Source organism: Phytomonospora sp. NPDC050363 (genome assembly GCF_040655735.1).
Taxonomy (GTDB): Bacteria; Actinomycetota; Actinomycetes; order Mycobacteriales; family Micromonosporaceae; genus Phytomonospora.
The window spans coordinates 56,799-71,701 of record NZ_JBFAKK010000019.1; the positions used below are offsets into that span (position 1 = coordinate 56,799).

Sequence of the window (14,903 nt, forward strand, 5' to 3'; positions counted from 1 at the left end):
AACCGACGACGGCGGCCCGGTCCGCCGGCAAGGGAAGCTTCGCCTAGTGGCCGAGGGCGGCAGTCTTGAAAACTGCTGAGGTGTGAAAGCCTCCGTGGGTTCGAATCCCACAGCTTCCGCCGAAGAGCACGAGGAACGCCCCCTGACCTGCGAGAACAGGTCGAGGGGGCGTTTTTCTGCCCGCGCTACGTGTCCGGCTGGCTCCGGTCCTGAACGGGCGGATCCGGCTCGCTGGTCAGAATACGGTCAGAAGTCGTGTCGGCTCGGCCTGCGGCGCAGGCGCCGGCGTCTTCAGCAGCGCCTTGGCCGCGGTGCTCTCGCCATCGAAGACCTGAAGGCCTTCCCGCTGGGACCGACAGGCCGGATCCATCCGAGGTCGGCGAGGGTCGTCAGGACCGCCGCATTGGACTTCTGAGACGACGAACCGGCGCGCGCCTTGGCGGCGAGCGCGGCCTGGCAATCGCCCCCGCCGGAACCTCCCGCGTTCGACTCCTCTACATCGCCTCTCGCGCCCACGCCGTGCGTGGCGACCCTCGCATCCTTCGGCGAGTCCGACGACCCGCCGCACGGTCGCCCTGGTCGGCCGGATGAACCGGGTCCGCGACCAGCTCACCGAAAAGCGTTGGAGTCGGACCCGGAGGCTGTTCGCCTCCAAGCCGAGCTCCAGGAGTGGCAAGCAGCCGCGACTACGTGAGGATCGCGGGCTGGTGAGCAGATCTGTCAGGATGACGTCGTGCCCCTGACCAGCTACCTCAACGACTTCGTGCCCCCACTTGATCCCTCGATCTTGTCCGATGCGAGCGGTCTGGTCGACGATCCCCGTTTCTGGTCGGCCTTCCTTTACAGCCTCGGCGGCTCACCCGCGGCCGTCGATGCCTTCGACGTCGATCGCGCCGACGTCGAAGAGCTCCTCGGCAAGCTCTCACAGCCCGAATCCTGGCCGGTCATTTCCATCGACCTCAGTGCTGGTAGCACCGCTCACATCGTCTTTCGAAACTGTCTCGACGACGCGGGATCGGACTACGTGGTGACCGGACCTGAGATCGCCGAGCCGATCACGGCCGTCTGTCTCGACGGCAACTTCATCGGCCCTGCCCTCTCCTGGACCGAACTTGTCGGAACCGCACAGCGGCACACCGAAAAGCTCGGCCCCGCCGAGCGCCTGCTGCTACTCCTGCCCGCCACAGGCGACGCCGACACACCACCCGAGGCCGTGCCGTTGGTGGCCGCAGCCATCACGGCGGTACGAGATTCGCGTCTGCCATGGTGCTCACAGCGTTCGGAAACCTAGCAGCCCCCAAGAGAACCTGCTCGCCCTGAGCCGGGCCTTCTCCGGCGCTTGACTCCACAGCTGGACGGTTGCCCTGGTGAGCCGAGCTCGTGAAGAGGTCCTAAAGAGCGACGGGCCATCAAGCTGCCGTAGCTACGTGAGGTCGGCGAGGATCGCCGCTTCGCGCTCGACGCCAAGCCCGATCTCGGCCGCACGTTCGTGCTGCTCGCCGAACTCGGGCTGCGCGTGCATCCAAGCCCAGGTGTCGCGGACAGTGTCGGCGATGGGTCGACAGGTCAAACCAGCGTCAGCAGCGCGAGTCGCGTCGACGCCCCATACTCCTTCGAACGTGCGCCACAGCGGAAGTTCCGACCACTGCCGGACGCCGTGGGCCAGGAGGACTTCGTCGGGCACCCAAGCAAGTTCAGCATCCGAGCCGGTAACGTCGACGCAGGCCGAGAGCATGTCACCGAAGGTTGTCGGTCCGATCGGCGCAGCGGCGTTGAAGGCTCCCGACAGCCTCTCGGTGGCGCATCGGACGGCGAAAGCAGCAAGGTCGCGAACGTCGATCGGCTGGATCGGCCGCATCGCGGGTGCAGGTGCGACGACACGCCCGCCGGCGGCGACCCGTCGCAACCACCAAGGGAGGCGACCGACGTACTCACGCGGACCGAGCACGACACCGGGACGGATGACGGCGGTGTACTCATCCTCGAAGGCGAGGCGGGCGGCGGCCTCGCACCCGGACTTCTGGTAGCCGTACTGAGTCGGGCCGTCCTCGGTGTCCTCGCCGAAGTCGGGACCGGCGTCCGGCTGGCACTCCAGTACCGGCGACTGTTCGGTGAGCGGCTTGACCGGCCAGTCGGCGTAGACGCTGACAGTCGACATGAAGACGTATGAGTCGGCGACCTCGCGCAACTCCTGGGCGACCGCGAGCGTGTTGCGCGGGACATAGCCGGAGGTGTCGATGACCGCTTCCCACTCGCCGGACTCGCGCAGGCGGCGCACGTCAGCCGGGACGTTCCGGTCGCCTCGGAGGGCGCGCACGCCATCAACGTCGGAGTCGGAAGCGCCACGGTTGAACGTCGTCACCTCATGGCCGGCGGCAAGGGCATGCTCGACGATGGCGCGGCCGACGAAGGCCGTGCCGCCGAGGACTAGGAGCTTCATTCGGTGCCACCTTCCTTGGTCGCCTCGGTGTGAGCCGGTCGGCCGCCGACGCCCGGACGGGGACGCTTCTCGTGCCACTCGACGATGCGGCGAGGGCTCCAGAGGTGCGTCCGGCCGAATGTCTCGTCGGGCTGCGGCATCTGCTCGCGGCGGCGGTAGTTGCTGACGGTCGACACGCTCACGTGCAGGTAGGCGGCCACGTCGGTCGTGGTCCACCACTGCGCTTCCGGATCCGGTGCCTCGACCGCGGCGTCTTGGTCACCCGGACCTCCTCCATGTCGCTGTGGGCACTGGTCTCACGTTCGAGACCGCAGTCCCTCGCGTGAGACTCCACATGTTGCCACGCGGAGCAGACGTCCTTCCGCATCCTGCTCCGCGTTGCAACTCCAGCGAGAACGCCCGCGACAGCGGTGACACGGTGACAATCGCCCGTCGGGCGTCAGCGCTCCTCAGGGTTCCTGGCCGACCTCGATGGACATGAGCGTGCGGCGTGCTCGGCGGATCGTCGAAGACGGGGAGCATGGGCTCGCTCGGACATGAGATCCACTGTGCACACCCACCGCAACAAAGGTGTGACTCAAGGCGTAGCGCACCCCGTAGTGGGGACACCGATTCCGCGCTCAGTCGCGGTCAAGGCGGGCGCCCGCGCTGTTCAGTGCGTCGGAGGCAGCTGGTTGAAGGCGGGGTTGAAGAAGTCTCCGAAGACTTGGCCCGTGAGCCGCACCGTGACGCTCTTGTCAGGGGCTTGGTGGCGGTAGGCATCGACGAGGTTGCGGCCGTCGGTGAGCAGCCGCGCCGATGCTCCGCAAGCGGCACACAACAGCGTGAAGTAGAGCGCCCACACTGCGAAGTAGGCGCCCACCGCCCAGACGGTGGAATGGAAGTAGGGCTCCACCGCGAGGTACCAGAGGACCATTCCGGCGAACGCGAGCATCCGGCAGGTCCACATCATCGCCGAGTAGCCCAGGCTCATTTGAAGGCCAATGACGGCGACATCGACGGGCAGCGGGCTGCGAGGTGAGGGCATGAGGTTCTCCGGGCGGGCACGGGCGGCAGTCGGGGCGGATGCTGGCGTTGTTCAGTACAGCGGAGGCAGGCGATCGAAGAGGGGGTTGGCGAAGTCGTCGACGACCTGGCGCGTGAACCGCACGATGACGCGGGTGTCGGGGGTATCGCGGAGGTAGGCGTCGGCCAGGTTGCGGCCGTCGGTGAGCAGTCGCGCCGGCGCAGTGCAGAGCGCGCACATCAGCACGAAGTAGAGCGCCGCCGCTGCGGCGAACGCACTCCATGCCCAGGCGTTGGAGCCGAAGTAGTACTTCACCGCCCAGAACCCGAGGAACAGCCCGAGGACCACGACCGTCCGGCAGGTCCAGACCATGGCCGAGTAGCCACGGTTCTTCTGAAGGACATCGACGGCGATGTCGAGGGGCAGCGGGCGGCGACGTGACGGCATGAGGTTCTCCGGGCAGGCACAGGCGGGCGATCGGGCAGGGCAACATGACCGCGCGCCCAACAGTAATGCCCCCAGCCCGTTGCTCCCCCTTACCGGCGGGCCGCCCATATGGCGGCCTCATCTCCCGCAGGGCAAGTCCCGAAGGACGAACCGGCCGAACTTCGCTCGGTGTGAGCCGACGGTTGCACGCCGGGTGCTACTCAGTCGACCGCAATGCCCACGCCAACCACCTGTGGCACATAGGCGCTCGCTCCCGCGGATCAATACGCCCACACGGAGCACCTGTGGGCCGCCAAGCGGGCGGAATCGCCGTGAGCATGGTCAACTGAACAGGAACCACGCTGCGGCCAGGAACCCCGGCAGCGCGGCGGCGGCCAGTATCACGACCGCGCATCCGTCCCCGCCGGTGTTGTGCAGTCGCCGGTAGTTGCGTCGGGCCGACCTCCGCATGGAACGGGGCAGCCTGTTGACGTGCTGGTCTTCGACCTTCTTGGCGATCCCGCGCATGTACGGCTCATGACAGGGCCCGCAGACCCCCTCCGAGCCGAGTGGAATCGTGGTGCCGCAGCGCGCACATGTAGGCATCGGACTGTGGTCCCTTCGCCGCCGGGAAAGGCCTGGGAACCCGAACGTGCCGAACAGGCCCGTGCCGTTCAAGCAGGAAAACGACACTGCGGCCGGCCGGGACCCGGTCAGTACCTGTACAGGTAGACCAGGAACAGCACCAGGATGGACGACACGATCGTCAGGGCGTGAACGAAGATGCGGCCCACGGTCTGGTCGTACTTGATGACGCTGACAGCGGCGACCATGATCGCCCAGAACATCAGGCCCCCGGCGGTCAGCCAGACCGCGAGGCTGACAATCGCCACAGCCCTGCTGTCCGGACGGGATTGCTCGACGTTGTCGGTGACGGGCACCGCCACACAACTGACGATCATCGCGATTACCCATATCCGCGTCGCCCGATCGATGGAGAAGTCGCCGCTGCCGCTCCCCCGACGGCTCTGGACCACCTGGATGATCACCACCACGGCTTGCAGCAGGCCCCCCGCGACCACCAACCACTTCACCCACTGATCGTCCGGTGACATCAACCCCCCTCACCCGGCGAACATGTGCCCGCCTCACGTCCGATATGGACATCATGCGCCATCCCGTCCAGGTGACGACAGAGCATGCACCCGGCACGGCCTCCGCCACCAGGGGCGGCGTATCGCGACACGTGCCTGGCCGATGCACTCACCCCGCCGCCGGAAAGCCCTGGCGAGGGTGAGGTGGAGACCAGTGCCCCGGCGGGCGTGCCGGCGATCGGGGAACCTTCTGCAACACGCAAGACTTGACGCGACTTCGACCGCCCCATCGGCTCCGTCGACACCGGCACCCCTGAGCCGATCAAGGGATGTCGATGATCGAGGTGGGCGTCTGGGGGTGTCTGTGCTCTGACTCATCCAGCGGCGCGGGTGCGCCCGGCCGCGTGAGCTCGCCGCCTCGCGCGCGCTCGTCGTGCTGTGGCAGTCGATCCTGTTCGCCGAGGGATATCTGGAGAAGGGCGACATCGACGGCCGCTTCGGCGCCAAGACCGATGACGCGACCGAGAAGTGGCAGAGGGCGTTCGGCCTTACCGTCGACGGTTGGGTCGGCGACGGGACGTGGAGCGCGGCCGACGGACGCCTGCGGTGGGGACAGAGCGGCGGCGGCTACGCGGTGTACGACGCCAAGGCGGGTACCGGGTACGTCGCGATGTGTCGCGGCTCGTCGATCTGGGGCACCCCGGACGGTGGCGCCTGCACCATCGACAGGGCCTCGCAGAGCTGCGTGACCTTCAACTACTCCAGCAGTGACGCCAACAACCGGGTCAACTTCTTCAAGCGGACCTACACCCTCGTCTGACCGGCTTCGGTCAGCCTGGACGCGACGGGCTTCGATCGGTGGTCAACGCCGCCCGGTTCAGAGCAGCTCCGCCTCGATGCCCCTCTTCCGCAGGGACTCAAGGGTCTCCTCGTCGACGCCGGTCAGCGTCATCGACCTGAGGTTGGGGAGCAGTTCGACGTCGCTGAAGTCGGTGACGTCGAAGGAGTCGTCCTCGCCGCTCCACAGCGGGGCGATCTGCAGGTAGACGTCGTTGCCGCCGTCCTGTTCGAGTGCGACGACCTCGCTCAGCATGGCTCGGGGCACGGGAAGCTCGGCGAAGTACGCGAGGGCCTCCGGGATCGGGGCGTGCCCCTCGGTGTCGGCGTCGATGTCGCGGTCGGCGAACCCGTCGATGAACTCGCCGAGGTCGAAGGCGGGTTCGAGCAGGCCCTTGTCGTACATGAGGTCCTGCACGACGAGGAGTTTGAAGTTGAGGTCCTTGAACTCGACCGCGTCGGGTACCGGGGTCGGCTTCTTCTTCGCCGGGGCGGCCTTCTTCCTCTTCGGGCGCCGGACCTTCTGCTCGACGATGATGTCCGCCACGTGCTGGCCGGGCCCCGGGTCGGTGCGCCGGACCCCCACGTAGCCATCACCGAGATCGCGGCTGGGATAGGTCGGGCCGGTCGGACCGAACTCCTCGTCGAAAGGGCGACCCTCGATCCGCACCCGATGGGCGGGGCCGTCGACCTTCAACCGCAGGTTCAGCACGTGGACTCCGTCGGTGTGCTTCGCCGTCAGCCCCGTTTCGCGCCAGGACCAGAAACCCGCGCGTCGTCCACCGAGCCCGTCGATCTTGTCGGGCTCCTCGTCGAACAGCGCCTCCAGATCGGCGAGCGGGATCGGGTAGGCGTGGAGTCGACCGTCGATCTCGATCCCGTCGAGCCGGATGTCCACGTCCAGAATCCTCGGCACCTCGTCGCCACCCGCCCTCGTCCGCCAGCCCGGTCGGACCGAATCCTATGCGGGCCGTCGGACCCACGGGCGCCGACGGAGAGTTCCGTCGTCGGCGAGGCTACGGCTGGTCGCCGTCGTGCAGGTGGACATGGTCGAGTCCTGGCCCGAACCGGACGACGTGGTCGGGTGTGCCGTGGTGGTCCTTGCTGGGACGGAATCGGCCTTCGCGGACGGCGATGTCATAGCAGCCGTCGCCGACCGGGTATTCGGTCAGCACGCCGGTCGCCCGGTGGCGGGCGGCCCAGGCCCGGCCGTCGGCTTCGGAGGTGAACACCGCCGAGGCGAACTGCGCGCCCTGGCCGTGGAAGATCCATACGTTCTCGTGGCTGGTGTCGTTCACCGTCATAGTCTGCGCCCCGTGGCCGCGACACGAACTCGCCGGGGAGACACGAGACGAACCCGTCTCGTCGGGGTGGCCTGCCGTTTCACGAGACTGCTCCGTGACCGGTACACCGCCGAGCTCACTCTCCCCGTCCTCCACGCAGCCAAGTCCCTGACCATGACCTACAGCCGCCTCGCATCTCGGGAGGCGCCCCCGATTCCGGCGTTGTCCGCTTCACGCAGGGCGGTTGACCTGACCTGGAAAGGCAGGTCGAGGGAGCGTTTTGCCGACTGGCTCCGGCCGAAGCCGCCTGAATCCGCTCTACCAAGGTGCGAAGGCGCGTCGAGCGGACGCGAGCGTAGGGTGCGCGCGTGGACGACGCGATCACGGTGCGGCTCAGCCGCGACGAGGCCCTGGTGCTCGGCGAGTGGCTGCACCGGCGGATGAACGGCGACGACTTTCGGGGCGACACGGTGCATCCCGGCGAGCGCGTCGCCCTGTGGAACCTGGCGGGCGGCCTGGAGGCGACGACGGCGGAGATCTTCGCGCCGGATTACCCGGCTCTGCTCGACGCCGCCCGCGACCGCCTGGTCGGCGGCGGTGAGATGGACGAGCCGCTGGACGCCGAGCGCCTCACCGCGCTCATGGAGCCGTATTCCGGACGGTGGTGGATCGCCGGCGGGCGGGCGCTCTCGCTGTTCGCCGGACGGATCTGGCGTGAGCACTCCGATGTGGACGTCCTGGTGCTGGCGCGCGACCTGCCCGAACTCGGCGCGGCCTTCCCCGGCGAGCTGCTGGTCGAGGACGGACGCACCGGCCAGAGCCGCCCCTGGACCGGCGAGGAGCTGACGCCGGGGCCGCACACGCTGTCGTTCGCGGCGCCTCCTCCGGGGCCGCCGGTGCAGTTCGTGCTGGGGGCGGCGGAGGGAGAGGAGTGGGTCTTCCACCGCGGGAGCGGGCGGATCAGACTGCCGTTCGACCGGCTCGGCGGGCGGGCGGAGCACGCGGGGCTCACGTACCTCGCGCCGGAGGTGGTGCTGATGTTCAAGGCGAGGGGGACACGGCCGAAGGACGAGCACGACTTCCGCATGACGGTGGGGCTGCTGAAGCCGGAAGCGCGCAGGTGGCTGGTGAGCTCGCTGCCGCCGGGGCATGTGTGGGTTCCTGTCACAGCGGCCCTCTAGCGTGTCGGTCATGACTGATATCCGTCTGCGCGAGGTCGAGCCCGCCGACCTTGAGACCTTCTTCCAGCACGAGTCGGACGTCGGGGCCGCGCGCATGGTGGGGTTCACCTCGCGTGAGCGGGAGCCGTTCATGACGCACTGGAACACGAAGGTCCTGGGCAATCCCGAGAACTTCGTCCGGGCGGTCCTCGTCGACGGTGAGCTCGCCGGGAACATCCTCAGCTGGCGTCAGGACGGCCGCCGGCATCTCGGCTACTGGTTCGGACGGGAATTCTGGGGGCGTGGCGTGGCCGGTCGGGGCTTGGAGCTCTTCCTGGCGGAGCTCGGGGAGCGGCCGCTGTACGCGGAGGCCCTGGAGACCAACACCGGTTCGCGCAGGCTGCTGGAGCGCCGCGGGTTCACCACTACCGGCGACGTCAACGGTGACGGCTATGTGACCTACGTGCTGGAGGCCTGAGCACGACGGGGCGGCGCCTCGTGCGATGGGGGGTCAGAGGCAGCGAGCGGCCACCGCCTTCAGGCGGTGGCCGCTGTCCCATGGGGTCAGGAGCAGGTGACGAGGACGAAAGTGACGACGTGGCAGGTGGCGCTGTCGGTGTCGTTGGTCGCGTTGGTGTCAGTCGGGGCGGAGGTGGTGCGCAGGCCGGTGACGGTGACGTTTCCGAGGGACAGCAGGTGGAGGGGGACGCGGAAGGTCTTCGACGCGTTGGCGCCGTTGGTGATGGCGCTGTAGGTGCAGGTGACGGTGCCGGGTGTGGCGGTGCAGCCCGAGGAGAGGTTGGTGGCGGTGGCGCCTGCGGGGATGCTGGCGGTGATGGTCGCCGTCGTGGCGGTCTGGGGGCCGTTGTTGGTGGCCTTGAGGGTGTAGGTCAGGTAGGGCACGAGGATGCCGAGGTGGGGTTGGGCGCCGACGTCGACGTTGATGTCGGCGTAGGCGTTGACGGTGGTCGACTCGGCGTCGGTGTTGTCGGCGGGGTTGGGGTCGGTCTGGTCAGCGGAGACCACGGAGGTCGCGGTGACCGTTCCCGCAGCGGTCGGGGTGACAGTGATCGCGACGGTCGCCGAGGCCGAGACGGCCAGGGCACCGAAGGTGCAGGTCACGGTGGGGGCGGTGGTCGTGCATGAGCCCTGGGAGGACGTGACGGTCCCGATGGCGGCGGTCGCACCGGTCAGGGTCACGTCGACACCGGCGGCCGTGGCGGCGGCGGGGCCGTTGTTGGTGACGGTGGCGGTGTAGGTGTAGGAACCGCCGAGGTTGACCGGGTCGGCCGACTCGCTGACGGTCGTGGCGAGGTCGGCGCCTGCCGGCGGTGCGCCGGGTGCCCAGTCGGTGGCTCCGGCGAAACCGGTGAGGGTGAGCAGCGTGGTCGGGCTGGTCCCGTCGGCGTTCATGCTGATGATGTCGGTGTAGCCGGCGGTGTAGACGATCTTCGTGCCGTCCGGTGACCACTGCGGGAAGTTGACGGAAGAGCCCCCCAGATTGACCGACCCGGTGCCATCGGCGTTGATCGTGCGGACGCTGAAACCGCCGCCTTCATAGGACCGCGCGACGAGTTTCGTGCCGTCCGGTGACCAGTCAGGCGTGTAGAGGCCGAAGGAACTGCCGTCGGTGAGCTGGGTCTGCCCGGTCCCGTCGGCGTTCATCACCCACAACTGGCGCGGGTTACCAACGGTGTAGGCGATCTTCGTGCCATCGGGGGAGAACACCCCCGAGCGGCCACTGGCCAAAGGCGCGGTCAGACCGGTCCCGTCGGCGTTGACCACGCGGACGTTGTCACTGTCGTCGTTGAAGGCGATCTGGTCGCCCGACGGCGACCACGACAAGATGTTGTCGTTGAACCCGGGACGCGGAGAAATGTTCGTGACCTGGAACAGATTCGACCCATCGGCGTCGGACGTCCAGATCTGATAAGTCCCACCGGCGTTGCTCAAGAACGCCAGCTTCGAACCGTCGGCCGAGGCCACCGGGAACACCTCCTCACTGGACCCCGTGGTCAACTGGACACTGCCCGTCCCGTCGGAGTCCATCGAGTACAGCTTCGCCGAAGTCCCCATCCCCGGCTCGGCACGATGATAGAAGATCTTCCCGTTGGCGCCCGGGAACGCCGCCTGCGCGCCCGTCGAGATAGCGAGGGGAGCCATCGCGGCGGCCAGAACCGCCACCACGGCGACCGACACCGCCCGGACCCATCGAATGCGTGGACGATGCGTTGTGGAGTTCATGTCCTTGCTCCCTTTCCGGAGACCTGACGAAGATCCGGGCAGCGTCAACCCACCGCCGACGACCCGGCAGAACGAGAAGGAACGGCCGGACACCCGAGATATGGGCTGGGCAGGGCATCCGGCGCGTCATGGGCAGGGCCCGATGCGGTGCCGCCGTACGGGTTCATCCGTTCGTCGACGGTCATCGATATGGACCTACCGCGACTCTCACTCCTACAGACAGTGATCACAAGGGGCCTTTTGGTTAGCGGCCCTGCACCGAATAGCGACAACGCCGCACAATTCCACAGCCGCCACTGTGGCAACGCGGCAAAGTTCCGCGAAGTTGCTTCGTGCGGCGGTGTTGGCCGCCGCTCTCGGTCACCCCTGGGCGACGCCGGTGTTCTGGCAGGAAGAGGACGTGCTCGACATCGAGGGTCGCGGTCGCGCCGCCATGCCTGACCACGACCTGCGGCCACCGTCCACTGTGCATCCCGGTGGTGGCCGCATCGGACCGACGCGGGCGTCCTGGTGAGGTCTTCACGGCGCGAAAGGGCGCGGGGTGTCCCGTCGGTGCGGGATGGGTAAACAGCAGCCCACCCCCACTTGAGGAGCCGGCCATGGCGAAGACACCCGCGCACGCCCCCGACACCGAGGGCCCGGCTGAGGATCCGGTGCGCTCGCGCCTGTCGAAGCTGGCGGTGAACGTCGTCTCGGCCGCCGGGTCGGCGGTCATGATGGTCGTGGCGGTGTTCATGGTGGTGGTGTGGGTCGTCGTGGGGCTCACCGTCGGTTTCGAGGAGCACTGGATGTCGGTGCTCGTCGGCGTCTCGGGCTCGGTGACCTTCGTGATGGTGTTCTTCATCCAGCACACCACCGACCGTCAGCTGCGCGCGGTCCTGCTCAAACTCGACGAACTCATCCACACCCAGCCCCAGGCCCACGACGAGCTCGTCGCCGCCGAGGACCAGCCGCTCCACGAGCAGGAGAGGCTCGAAGAGGAACTCAAGGAAGACGCCTCGAAGGCCTCCACCGGCCGAGCCCGCTGACAGCCGGCGCGCCAACGCCCGGAGGGCCGGCGATCTTCGCGGGATCCGTTGGCTGGCAACGCGCACAGGCGTCCTGATCTCGGCGCGACCGGCGTTGACTTCGCGTGGGGGCGCTGCCACGATCGTCGGACCGGCGTAAAGCCTCCATCACTCTCCGATGGTCGCCATCCGGCCACCTGTGCGAATGAGAGGAATCCCCTCGTGAAACTCATCGACAAGGTCATCGACAAGCTGGTCGGCAAGACCACCGCCAGGGCCGCCATGTGCTTCTGCGGGTACAACGCGGCGTGTACGAGTCACAACGGCAACGAGCACAGCTGTTACGACAGCTGGGGCGACCTGGTCTACCAGCACTGCGGTTGCTTCTAGCGGGCGATGCGCGGGCGTCGAGCCGGTCGCCGAACCCGCACCGGTAGACGTCGGCGAGTGTCGATGGGCTGGAACCGGTCCCATGCGGACCGGTTCCCGCTCCTGGGAGGCCGCCGACGACGTCGTGAGCACCGTTCGGAGGTGAACCCCGTGGACCGCCCCGCTCTTGTCGCCTTTCTCCGCGCTCGGCTCGAAGGTGCTCCCGACGTCGATTCCGCCGGGGCGCTGCTCGCCGTGGTCCAGCTTGCCGAGGACGCCTTCAGCGACGACGAGGAGTGGTCGCTGGTCCCCGACCCCATCGCTCGCCGCGGGAGTCGACGGCCGCAGGCCGGAGCCGACGCTCTTACCGGAACCGGGCCGAGTGCCGGTGGTGGCGGTGAGCGCCAGCGGCCGCGTCGACCGGTCCGAGCCTGACCCGGGCCCCTGGAACAATCGTGCCGTGACACAGACCAGCTACCGGCCGGGCGAGACCGCCCTGGTGATCGCGGTCCCCGAGGTCGAGCCGGCGGTCGGGGCCTGGCGCCGGCGTTTCGACTCCGCCGCGGCGGCCGGCGTCCCGGCGCACGTGACGGTGCTCTACCCGTTCCTGGACATCGGCCGGGTCGACACGGCCGCCCTCGCCGCGTTGTTCGGCGGGCACCGGGCCTTCGACGTCCGCTTCGAGCAGTCCGCGCGTTTCCCCGAGGTCCTCTACCTCGCGCCGACGCCCGAGCGGCCGTTCCGCGAGCTCACCGAGGCCGTCGCCGCCCGGTGGCCCCGCCATACGGCGGGCAGTTCGCCGACGTCATCCCGCACCTGACCGTGGCGCACGGCCGGCCGTCGGGTGTCCTGGACGAAGTGGCCGCGGCCGTCGACGGGCAACTGCCCATCGATGCCACAGTGTCCTCGGTCCGGCTGCTCGTCACCGACGGTGAGCGGTGGGAGCGGCGCGCGGACTTCCCGCTGCTCGGCTGACCGCGCCGCGCTCGTCCTACTCGGCCCGCAGGCGCACGACCGTCGCGGCGAGCGGCCCTGCGGCGGCGGACTCGTCGAGGGCCAGGGAGAGTTCCTCGCTGTAGACGGGCAGTGCCCGGGCCTGTAGCTCCCGTCCGTCCGGCGTGATCTCGGTGTACACACCGCGGCGGTCCTGGGCGCAGTGTGTTCGCCGCGCCAGCCCGGCCTTCTCCAGCCGGTGGACCAGACGGGTCACGGAACTCTGGTTGAGGCCGGTGAGCTCGGCGAGTTCCTGCATCCGCAGCTCGCCGTCGGCGGACTTGGCCAGGTGGCACAGTGCCCGGTATTCGGACAGGCCGAGGGAGTGCTGCCGCAGCAGGACGGCGGCGAGGCGCTGTTCGACGCGGCCGTGCAGGGCCACCAGGTCGGTCCACAGCTCGTAGTCGCGCTCTTCGGACATGGGTTCCACCTTCGCCGCGTCTGCCGTTTGACAATGATCGTACATGTACATACAATCATTGCTTGTACATGCAATCTTATGAACGAGGAGCGACTCCCATGACCGCCACGCGGACCCGGATCACCATCGAGCCCGACCACTACGAGCCCTACGCCATCTCGCAGGCCATTGTCGCCGGGGGAACCGTCTACGTGTCCGGGCAGTCCGCGATCGGCCCCGACGGCGCGACGGTGGGCGGGGACGACTTCGAGGCGCAGGCCCGGCAGGCCTTCGCGAACCTCGACAAGGTCTTGACCGCCGCCGGTTCCAGCCTGTCCGACGTGGTCAAGGTCAACATCATGGTCACCGACATGAGCCACCTGGACATCATCGTCAAGCTGCGCCGCGAGTACTTCACGGCGCCCTATCCGGCCGACAACCTCTTCCAGGTCGCCGGGCTGGCGCAGCCGGACTGGCTCGTCGAGATCGACGCGATCGCCTTGGTGAAGGGCTGAGCCAGCGGGCCGTCGCGTCCACGGGCGCGGCGGCCCCACAACGCGCTAATCACCCTCGGCAACTGCGGACTCATGCCGGTGACCACCTACGACGACCGGTGAGTCGCCGGCGAGGCGTCCTTCGGCCTCGTGTCAGCGCCCGCGTCAGCGCGGCGTCAGGGTGGTGACAGGCGCCCCGCCGATAGTTGCGGACATGACGAACAACAGCACGCTCACTCCCCCGCTCGGTGACTACGCCGAGGTCGACGGCCGCAAGCTCTGGATCCACAAGTCGGGCGACGGCGACGGGCCCACCGTCGTGTTCCTGCCGGGCGCCAGCGCGATCGGCCTGGACTACTACGGCGTCCACACCCAGGTCGCCGGGTTCGCCACCAGCGTCCTCTACGACCGCGGCGGCAGCGGCTACAGCGACTCCATGCCGCTTCCCCGCACGGCCGAGGCGATCGCCGTCGAGCTGCACGACCTGCTGCACTCGCAGGGCGTCCCCGGCCCCTACATCCTGGCGCCGCACTCGCTCGGCGGCGCCTACGCGCACCGTTTCGCGCAGCTGTTCCCCGACGAGGTCGCCGGCCTGGTCTTCATCGACGCCTACCACTACAACTGGGACGACTACGTTCCCGCCGAGCTGAGCCTGGCGGCCGGCGAGCAGCTCGCACCCACCTACGAGCAGCTCCAGCAGGCGCTGCCGTTCATGCGCGACTTCGTGTCGCAGGCCCTGGTCGACTTCCCCGACGAGGCACGCGAGGCGCTGGTCGACTACCACGTCAGCGAGACGTGGATCAACGTCGGCATCGCGGAGCGTTCCTCGACCTCGGCGCTGGCCGAGGAGCTGGCGGCCGGTCCGGCCTACCCGGACGTCCCCTTCGTCGCGCTCACCCCGCTGGCCGTCGACCCCAACCAGGCGGCCCTGATGTCGCCCGAACTGCTCCAGACGATGCACGACGGCAAGCGTCGCCAGTACGACGAGCTGGCCGCGTCCTTCACCGGCGGCCAGAACCGCGTCCTGGAGGACACCAACCACAGCGAGATCATCTTCAACCGCGTCGACGCCGTGGTCCAGGCGATCCGCGACGTCTCCGACCGCGCCGCCAAGTCCTGAATCCACCGAAGCCCCAAGGAGTCCACCGTC

General features: G+C 68.5%; 22 protein-coding genes and 1 tRNA gene. 13 read left to right on the forward strand and 10 right to left on the reverse strand.

The window, feature by feature from the left end; all coding sequences use genetic code 11:
- Nucleotides 1-32 precede the first annotated feature (32 nt).
- Both AB0I28_RS35745 and AB0I28_RS35750 read left to right on the forward strand, forming a co-directional pair.
- Nucleotides 33-119: transfer RNA gene (locus AB0I28_RS35745), tRNA-Ser, on the forward strand.
- Between the two features lie 614 nt (nucleotides 120-733).
- Entirely contained in the window at nucleotides 734-1,291 is a 558-nt protein-coding gene (locus AB0I28_RS35750; RefSeq protein ID WP_357500246.1) for a hypothetical protein, read from the forward strand.
- Between the two features lie 132 nt (nucleotides 1,292-1,423).
- Here AB0I28_RS35750 and AB0I28_RS35755 read toward each other — a convergent pair whose 3' ends face one another.
- From AB0I28_RS35755 to AB0I28_RS35780, 6 genes are all read right to left on the reverse strand, one after another.
- Nucleotides 1,424-2,440, reverse strand: coding sequence for an NAD-dependent epimerase/dehydratase family protein (locus tag AB0I28_RS35755; protein ID WP_357500247.1), 1,017 nt, complete (start codon nucleotides 2,438-2,440; stop codon nucleotides 1,424-1,426).
- On the reverse strand, nucleotides 2,437-2,640 hold the full coding sequence (locus AB0I28_RS35760) for a hypothetical protein (protein ID WP_357500248.1): 204 nt from the start codon (nucleotides 2,638-2,640) through the stop codon (nucleotides 2,437-2,439). The genes AB0I28_RS35755 and AB0I28_RS35760 overlap by 4 nt, the downstream gene beginning before the upstream one ends.
- A gap of 452 nt (nucleotides 2,641-3,092) precedes the next feature.
- Complete coding sequence (locus tag AB0I28_RS35765) at nucleotides 3,093-3,467, reverse strand: hypothetical protein (protein ID WP_357500249.1); 375 nt, start codon at nucleotides 3,465-3,467, stop codon at nucleotides 3,093-3,095.
- Between the two features lie 51 nt (nucleotides 3,468-3,518).
- Nucleotides 3,519-3,893, reverse strand: a complete 375-nt coding sequence (locus tag AB0I28_RS35770; RefSeq protein ID WP_357500250.1) for a hypothetical protein — start codon at nucleotides 3,891-3,893, stop codon at nucleotides 3,519-3,521.
- A 321-nt stretch (nucleotides 3,894-4,214) separates the two neighbouring features.
- Nucleotides 4,215-4,400 (reverse strand): hypothetical protein, encoded by a 186-nt coding sequence (locus AB0I28_RS35775; protein WP_357500251.1) that lies wholly within the window; start codon nucleotides 4,398-4,400, stop codon nucleotides 4,215-4,217.
- A gap of 185 nt (nucleotides 4,401-4,585) precedes the next feature.
- Nucleotides 4,586-4,987: a hypothetical protein gene (locus tag AB0I28_RS35780; protein WP_357500252.1), complete on the reverse strand. Its 402-nt coding sequence runs from the start codon at nucleotides 4,985-4,987 to the stop codon at nucleotides 4,586-4,588.
- A 412-nt stretch (nucleotides 4,988-5,399) separates the two neighbouring features.
- Between AB0I28_RS35780 and AB0I28_RS35785 the strand changes: the two genes are divergently transcribed.
- On the forward strand, nucleotides 5,400-5,786 hold the full coding sequence (locus AB0I28_RS35785) for a peptidoglycan-binding domain-containing protein (RefSeq protein ID WP_357500253.1): 387 nt from the start codon (nucleotides 5,400-5,402) through the stop codon (nucleotides 5,784-5,786).
- A 57-nt stretch (nucleotides 5,787-5,843) separates the two neighbouring features.
- Here the strand turns inward: AB0I28_RS35785 and AB0I28_RS35790 are convergent, their stop codons facing one another.
- Nucleotides 5,844-6,701 (reverse strand): hypothetical protein, encoded by an 858-nt coding sequence (locus AB0I28_RS35790; RefSeq protein ID WP_357500254.1) that lies wholly within the window; start codon nucleotides 6,699-6,701, stop codon nucleotides 5,844-5,846.
- Nucleotides 6,702-6,819: 118 nt separating this feature from the next.
- The gene (locus tag AB0I28_RS35795; protein ID WP_357500255.1) at nucleotides 6,820-7,101 is read right to left on the reverse strand and encodes a hypothetical protein; all 282 of its coding nucleotides are present in this window, start codon (nucleotides 7,099-7,101) and stop codon (nucleotides 6,820-6,822) included.
- A gap of 353 nt (nucleotides 7,102-7,454) precedes the next feature.
- Here AB0I28_RS35795 and AB0I28_RS35800 point away from each other — a divergent pair, with 353 nt between their 5' ends.
- Both AB0I28_RS35800 and AB0I28_RS35805 read left to right on the forward strand, forming a co-directional pair.
- Complete coding sequence (locus AB0I28_RS35800) at nucleotides 7,455-8,267, forward strand: hypothetical protein (RefSeq protein WP_357500257.1); 813 nt, start codon at nucleotides 7,455-7,457, stop codon at nucleotides 8,265-8,267.
- A 10-nt stretch (nucleotides 8,268-8,277) separates the two neighbouring features.
- Entirely contained in the window at nucleotides 8,278-8,724 is a 447-nt protein-coding gene (locus tag AB0I28_RS35805) for a GNAT family N-acetyltransferase (protein ID WP_357500258.1), read from the forward strand.
- A gap of 86 nt (nucleotides 8,725-8,810) precedes the next feature.
- On the opposite strand, the gene AB0I28_RS35810 is transcribed toward AB0I28_RS35805, so the two are convergent.
- Nucleotides 8,811-10,490 carry a hypothetical protein gene (locus AB0I28_RS35810; RefSeq protein WP_357500260.1) on the reverse strand — a complete coding sequence of 560 codons (1,680 nt, stop codon included), beginning with the start codon at nucleotides 10,488-10,490 and terminating at the stop codon, nucleotides 8,811-8,813.
- Nucleotides 10,491-10,830: 340 nt separating this feature from the next.
- Here AB0I28_RS35810 and AB0I28_RS35815 point away from each other — a divergent pair, with 340 nt between their 5' ends.
- The 6 genes from AB0I28_RS35815 (at nucleotide 10,831) to AB0I28_RS35840 (ending at nucleotide 12,841) form a co-directional block, all read left to right on the forward strand.
- On the forward strand, nucleotides 10,831-11,004 hold the full coding sequence (locus AB0I28_RS35815) for a hypothetical protein (protein ID WP_357500261.1): 174 nt from the start codon (nucleotides 10,831-10,833) through the stop codon (nucleotides 11,002-11,004).
- An 85-nt stretch (nucleotides 11,005-11,089) separates the two neighbouring features.
- Nucleotides 11,090-11,518, forward strand: coding sequence for a low affinity iron permease family protein (locus tag AB0I28_RS35820; protein ID WP_357500263.1), 429 nt, complete (start codon nucleotides 11,090-11,092; stop codon nucleotides 11,516-11,518).
- Between the two features lie 201 nt (nucleotides 11,519-11,719).
- Complete coding sequence (locus AB0I28_RS35825; RefSeq protein WP_357500264.1) at nucleotides 11,720-11,887, forward strand: hypothetical protein; 168 nt, start codon at nucleotides 11,720-11,722, stop codon at nucleotides 11,885-11,887.
- A gap of 150 nt (nucleotides 11,888-12,037) precedes the next feature.
- Nucleotides 12,038-12,301 carry a hypothetical protein gene (locus tag AB0I28_RS35830; RefSeq protein WP_357500265.1) on the forward strand — a complete coding sequence of 88 codons (264 nt, stop codon included), beginning with the start codon at nucleotides 12,038-12,040 and terminating at the stop codon, nucleotides 12,299-12,301.
- 25 nt (nucleotides 12,302-12,326) lie between these two features.
- Complete coding sequence (locus AB0I28_RS35835; protein ID WP_357500266.1) at nucleotides 12,327-12,686, forward strand: 2'-5' RNA ligase family protein; 360 nt, start codon at nucleotides 12,327-12,329, stop codon at nucleotides 12,684-12,686.
- Nucleotides 12,638-12,841, forward strand: a complete 204-nt coding sequence (locus AB0I28_RS35840) for a hypothetical protein (protein WP_357500267.1) — start codon at nucleotides 12,638-12,640, stop codon at nucleotides 12,839-12,841. The genes AB0I28_RS35835 and AB0I28_RS35840 overlap by 49 nt, the downstream gene beginning before the upstream one ends.
- Nucleotides 12,842-12,857: 16 nt before the next feature.
- Here AB0I28_RS35840 and AB0I28_RS35845 read toward each other — a convergent pair whose 3' ends face one another.
- Nucleotides 12,858-13,280: a MarR family transcriptional regulator gene (locus AB0I28_RS35845; RefSeq protein ID WP_357500268.1), complete on the reverse strand. Its 423-nt coding sequence runs from the start codon at nucleotides 13,278-13,280 to the stop codon at nucleotides 12,858-12,860.
- 98 nt (nucleotides 13,281-13,378) lie between these two features.
- Between AB0I28_RS35845 and AB0I28_RS35850 the strand changes: the two genes are divergently transcribed.
- Together AB0I28_RS35850 and AB0I28_RS35855 are read left to right on the forward strand one after the other, a co-directional pair.
- Nucleotides 13,379-13,774, forward strand: a complete 396-nt coding sequence (locus AB0I28_RS35850) for a RidA family protein (protein WP_357500269.1) — start codon at nucleotides 13,379-13,381, stop codon at nucleotides 13,772-13,774.
- Nucleotides 13,775-13,967: 193 nt separating this feature from the next.
- Entirely contained in the window at nucleotides 13,968-14,873 is a 906-nt protein-coding gene (locus tag AB0I28_RS35855; RefSeq protein WP_357500270.1) for an alpha/beta hydrolase, read from the forward strand.
- The last annotated feature ends 30 nt before the right edge of the window (nucleotides 14,874-14,903 follow it).